This is a genomic window from Streptomyces sp. NPDC054841, from assembly GCF_053611045.1.
Genome location: NZ_JBSGZO010000589.1, coordinates 1 through 4745 on the forward strand (window position 1 = coordinate 1; position 4745 = coordinate 4745).

Below are 4745 nucleotides of genomic sequence, written 5' to 3' on the forward strand. Positions count from 1 at the left end.
AGAGCACCCCGGTCGCCCGCCGCGCCGCCCCTCTAGGCTGATCGTGCAGAAAGATCACGCAGGCGGACAGCAGGCGCGACACGTACGAAAGAGCGAGGAGCACGACGTGGCGGTACGAGCCGTCCGGGGAGCCGTCCAGCTGGAACGGGACGAGGCCGGGCACATGGACGAGCAGGTCAGTGAGCTGCTCACCGCCATCCTGGAGCGGAACGGGCTCACCGCGGACGATCTGATCAGCGTCTGGTTCACCGCCACGCCGGACCTGCACAGCGACTTCCCCGCCGCGGCGGCGCGAGGGCTCGGGATCGTCGACGTACCGCTGATCTGCGCCCAGGAGCTGGACATCGCCGGGGCCATGCCGCGCGTCGTGCGGATCCTCGCGCACATCGAGTCCGACCTGCCCAAGTCCGAGATCGCGCACGTGTACCTCGGTGCCGCGGCCGCCCTCCGCAAGGACATCGCCCAGTGAGAACCGCCCTCGTCATCGGAACCGGACTGATCGGTACGTCCGCCGCGCTCGCGCTCGCCGCGCGCGGCGTCACGGTCCACCTCACGGACCACGACCCGGCGCGGGCGAGGACCGCGGCCGCGCTCGGCGCCGGTACGGACGAGGCGCCCGAAGGGCCCGTCGACCTCGCCGTCGTCGCCGTGCCGCCCGCGCATGTGCCCGCCGCCCTCGCCGAGGCGATGCGCGTGGGCGCCGCCCGCGGCTACCTCGACGTGGCCAGCGTCAAGGGCGGGCCGCGGCGCGAGCTGGAGGCGCTCGGCGTGGACATGACCGCGTACATCGGTACGCACCCGATGTCCGGCAAGGAGCGCTCGGGCCCGCTGGCGGCGACCGCGGATCTCTTCGAGGGCCGGCCGTGGGTGCTCACGCCGACCCGGGACACCGACACCGAAGTGCTGAACCTGGCGCTGGAGCTGGTCGCGCTCTGCCGCGCGGTGCCGGTCGTGATGGACGCCGACGCCCACGACCGGGCGGTCGCGCTGGTCTCGCACACACCGCAGCTGATCTCGTCGATGGTCGCCGCGCGGCTGGCGGACGCGGACGAGACGGCGGTGCGGCTGTGCGGGCAGGGCATCCGGGACGTCACCCGTATCGCGGCCTCGGACCCCCGCATGTGGATCGAGATCCTGTCCGCCAATCCGGGCCCGGTCGCCGACGTCCTGGCGGGCGTCGCGGCCGACCTCGACGAGACAGTGCGCTCCCTGCGGGCCCTGCAGTCCTCCGACGAGGACAAGCGCCGCGACGGCGCGGGCGGCGTCGAGGACGTCCTGCGCCGCGGCAACGCCGGCCGTGAACGCGTCCCCGGCAAGCACGGCGCCGCCCCGACGACGTACGAGACCGTCGCCGTCCTCATCAGCGACCAGCCGGGCGAGCTCGCCCGCATCTTCGCGGACGCCGGCCGCGCGGGCGTCAACATCGAGGATGTCCGCATCGAGCACGCCACGGGCCAGCAGGCGGGTCTGGTCCAGCTCATGGTGGAGCCGGCCGCGGCCACGGTCCTGAGCGCGTCCCTGCGCGAGCGCGGCTGGGCACTGCGGCAGTAGCACCGGGCGCTCCGGCAGTAGCACGGCGCCGGCCGGCGGCGCACAGGCCGGCGGCGCTCGGGTCGGCGGCGCTCGGGTCGGCGGCACCCGTGCGCGGGGTCTCCGACCCGGCGCGGGCCGGTGTCCGTGGCTGCGGGGAGAGGCGCCCGGAGGCCCTTCGGCGCGGGGTTCGGGAACGGGTGCATGGGCAAGGTGCCGCACTCGGTAACCTTGTGCGGGGCACCTTGGCATTCCGGCCTGCCCGCAAACGCGTATGAGGAAGGTCTCCGACACCGTGGAATCCGTGATCGTCGCCATCGACGGCCCCTCCGGCACGGGCAAGTCGAGCACCTCCAAGGCGGTCGCCGCAGAGCTGGGCCTGAGCTACTTGGACACCGGCGCTCAGTACCGGGCGATCACCTGGTGGATGATCAGCAACGGCGTCGACGTCGGCGACCCGGTCGCGATCGCGAGCGCCTCCGGGAAGCCGGTGATCGAGTCCGGTACGGACCCGGTCGCCCCGACGATCACCGTCGACGGTCTGGACGCGTCCGGCCCGATCCGCACGCAGCAGGTCACCTCCAAGGTCAGCGCCGTCAGCGCGGTCCCCGAGGTGCGGGCCCGGATCACCGAGCTGCAGCGGTCCATCGCCGCGGCCGCCGAGAAGGGCATCGTCGTCGAGGGCCGGGACATCGGCACCACCGTCCTCCCCGACGCCGACCTGAAGATCTTCCTGACCGCCTCCCCGGAGGCCCGCGCCGCCCGCCGCAGCGGTGAGCTCAAGGGGAAGGAGGCGACCGACCTCGCCGCCACCCGTGACGCGCTGATCAAGCGGGACGCCGCCGACTCCAGCCGCAAGACCTCCCCCCTCGCCAAGGCGGACGACGCCGTCGATGTCGACACCACCGACCTCACCCTCCCGCAGGTCATCGAGTGCGTCGTGACCCTTGTTGAGGAGAAGCGAGCCGCGAAGTGACCCTCCCGTCCGCGCAGGGCGCCGCCGTCGGCCGGGTGATCGGCATCGGCCTCATGCACACGCTCTGGAGGCCGAGGGTCCTCGGCTCCTGGCGGGTCCCTGCCACCGGCCCGGTGATCTTCGCCGTCAACCACGCGCACAACATCGACGGTCCGATGCTCATGGGGACCTCTCCCAGGCCGGTGCACTTCCTGATCAAGCAGGAGGCGTTCGCCGGACCTCTCGACCCGTTCCTGACCGGAATCGGGCAGGTGAAGGTGGACCGTACGAGCGCCGACCGCACCGCCATCACCAACGCCCTCGGCGTGCTCGAGAACGGCGGCGTCCTCGGCATCTTCCCCGAGGGCACCCGAGGCGGAGGCGACTTCACCTCGATCCGCGGCGGGCTCGCCTACTTCGCCGTCCGCTCCGGTGCGCCGATCGTTCCCGTGGCCGTCCTGGGAAGCAGTGAGCGCGGCGGACGGTTGATACGGGCGCTGCCTCCGCTGCGCAGCCGCGTCGACATCGTCTTCGGCGACGCCTTCGCGGCGGGCGACGGCACCGGCCGCCGCACCCGCAAGGCGCTCGACGAAGCGACCGCACGCATCCAGGAGCGGCTCACCGCCCACCTGGAAAACGCCAAGCGTCTCACCGGGCGCTGAGCGAGACTTCAGTAGTGAGCCCGGGACCTCCTGTCCCTTGCTCACCGATCACCACGAATGAACGAGGAACGGACTTCATGAACGACCAGCACGACCACGGGGCACTCGGCGACACCGAGTACGCGGAGTTCATGGAGCTCGCCGCGGAGGAGGGCTTCGACCTCGAGGACGTCGAGGGCGCGATCGAGGAGGCCGGTCACGGCCCGTTGCCCGTCCTCGCCGTCGTCGGCCGTCCGAATGTCGGCAAGTCGACCCTGGTGAACCGCATCATCGGCCGCCGCGAGGCCGTCGTCGAGGACAAGCCCGGCGTCACCCGCGACCGCGTCACGTACGAGGCGGAGTGGGCCGGCCGCCGCTTCAAGGTCGTCGACACCGGCGGCTGGGAGCAGGACGTCCTCGGCATCGACGCCTCCGTCGCCGCCCAGGCCGAGTTCGCCATCGAGGCCGCCGACGCCGTCGTCTTCGTCGTGGACGCCACCGTCGGCGCCACCGACACCGACGAGGCCGTCGTCAAGCTCCTGCGCCGCGCAGGCAAGCCGGTCGTGCTCGCCGCCAACAAGGTCGACGGCCCGTCCGCCGAGGCCGACGCGGCGATGCTGTGGTCGCTCGGTCTCGGCGAACCGTTCCCGGTCTCCGCGCTGCACGGCCGCGGCACCGGCGACCTGCTCGACGAGGTCCTCAAGGCGCTCCCCGACGCCCCTGCCCAGACCTTCGGCACCGCCGTCGGCGGCCCGCGCCGTATCGCCCTCATCGGCCGTCCGAACGTCGGCAAGTCGTCCCTGCTCAACAAGGTCGCAGGCGAGGAGCGGGTCGTCGTCAACGAGATGGCCGGTACCACCCGCGACCCGGTCGACGAGCTCATCGAACTCGGCGGCACGACCTGGAAGTTCGTGGACACCGCCGGTATCCGCAAGAAGGTCCACCTCCAGGAGGGCGCCGACTACTACGCCTCGCTGCGCACCGCGGCCGCCGTCGAGAAGGCCGAGGTCGCCGTCGTACTGATCGACACCAGCGAGTCCATCTCCGTCCAGGACCAGCGCATCATCACGATGGCCGTCGAGGCGGGCCGCGCCCTCGTGATCGCGTACAACAAGTGGGACACCCTCGACGAGGAGCGCCGCTACTACCTGGAGCGCGAGATCGAGACCGAGATGCAGCAGGTCTCCTGGGCGCCCCGGGTGAATGTCTCGGCCTCGACCGGACGGCACATGGACAAGCTGGTCCCGGCGATCGAGACGGCGCTGGAGGGCTGGGAGACCCGCGTCCCGACCGGCCGCCTCAACGCCTTCCTCGGCGAGTTGGTCGCCGCCCACCCGCACCCGATCCGCGGCGGCAAGCAGCCGCGCATCCTGTTCGGTACGCAGGCGGGCACCAAGCCGCCGCGGTTCGTGCTCTTCGCCTCCGGTTTCCTGGAGCACGGCTACCGCCGCTTCGTGGAGCGCCGTCTGCGCGAGGAGTTCGGCTTCGAGGGCACCCCGATCCACATCTCGGTGCGGGTGCGCGAGAAGCGCGGCCGGAAGAAGTAGTCCACACAGCCATGGAGTCCACACGGCCATGCGGCCTCATGACCACACGGCACGGATGACCACATGGCACAC

The 4745-nt window shown here is 71.9% G+C and carries 5 protein-coding genes; all 5 read left to right on the plus strand.

Features of this window, described 5'->3' with window-relative positions:
* Nucleotides 1-106 precede the first annotated feature (106 nt).
* The 5 genes from aroH to der all read left to right on the plus strand — a co-directional run bounded on the left by aroH (nucleotide 107) and on the right by der (nucleotide 4673).
* Complete coding sequence (gene aroH, locus ACWGI8_RS39825) at nucleotides 107-469, plus strand: chorismate mutase (RefSeq protein WP_453668333.1); 363 nt, start codon at nucleotides 107-109, stop codon at nucleotides 467-469.
* On the plus strand, nucleotides 466-1551 hold the full coding sequence (locus ACWGI8_RS39830) for a prephenate dehydrogenase (RefSeq protein ID WP_453668330.1): 1086 nt from the start codon (nucleotides 466-468) through the stop codon (nucleotides 1549-1551). Before aroH ends, ACWGI8_RS39830 begins: the two co-directional genes overlap by 4 nt.
* Nucleotides 1552-1825: 274 nt before the next feature.
* Nucleotides 1826-2506 carry a (d)CMP kinase gene (gene cmk, locus ACWGI8_RS39835; protein WP_453668331.1) on the plus strand — a complete coding sequence of 227 codons (681 nt, stop codon included), beginning with the start codon at nucleotides 1826-1828 and terminating at the stop codon, nucleotides 2504-2506.
* A 53-nt stretch (nucleotides 2507-2559) separates the two neighbouring features.
* Complete coding sequence (locus tag ACWGI8_RS39840) at nucleotides 2560-3147, plus strand: lysophospholipid acyltransferase family protein (protein ID WP_453668334.1); 588 nt, start codon at nucleotides 2560-2562, stop codon at nucleotides 3145-3147.
* A 77-nt stretch (nucleotides 3148-3224) separates the two neighbouring features.
* Nucleotides 3225-4673 carry a ribosome biogenesis GTPase Der gene (der, locus tag ACWGI8_RS39845; RefSeq protein ID WP_453668332.1) on the plus strand — a complete coding sequence of 483 codons (1449 nt, stop codon included), beginning with the start codon at nucleotides 3225-3227 and terminating at the stop codon, nucleotides 4671-4673.
* Nucleotides 4674-4745: the final 72 nt, after the last annotated feature.

Bases quoted from the DNA above. Each gene is read 5' to 3' on its own strand.
- ACWGI8_RS39840 (WP_453668334.1), top strand. From the start codon at position 2,560: ATGCACACGCTCTGGAGGCCGAGGGTCCTCGGCTCCTGGCGGGTCCCT.
- der (WP_453668332.1), top strand. From the start codon at position 3,225: ATGAACGACCAGCACGACCACGGGGCACTCGGCGACACCGAGTACGCG.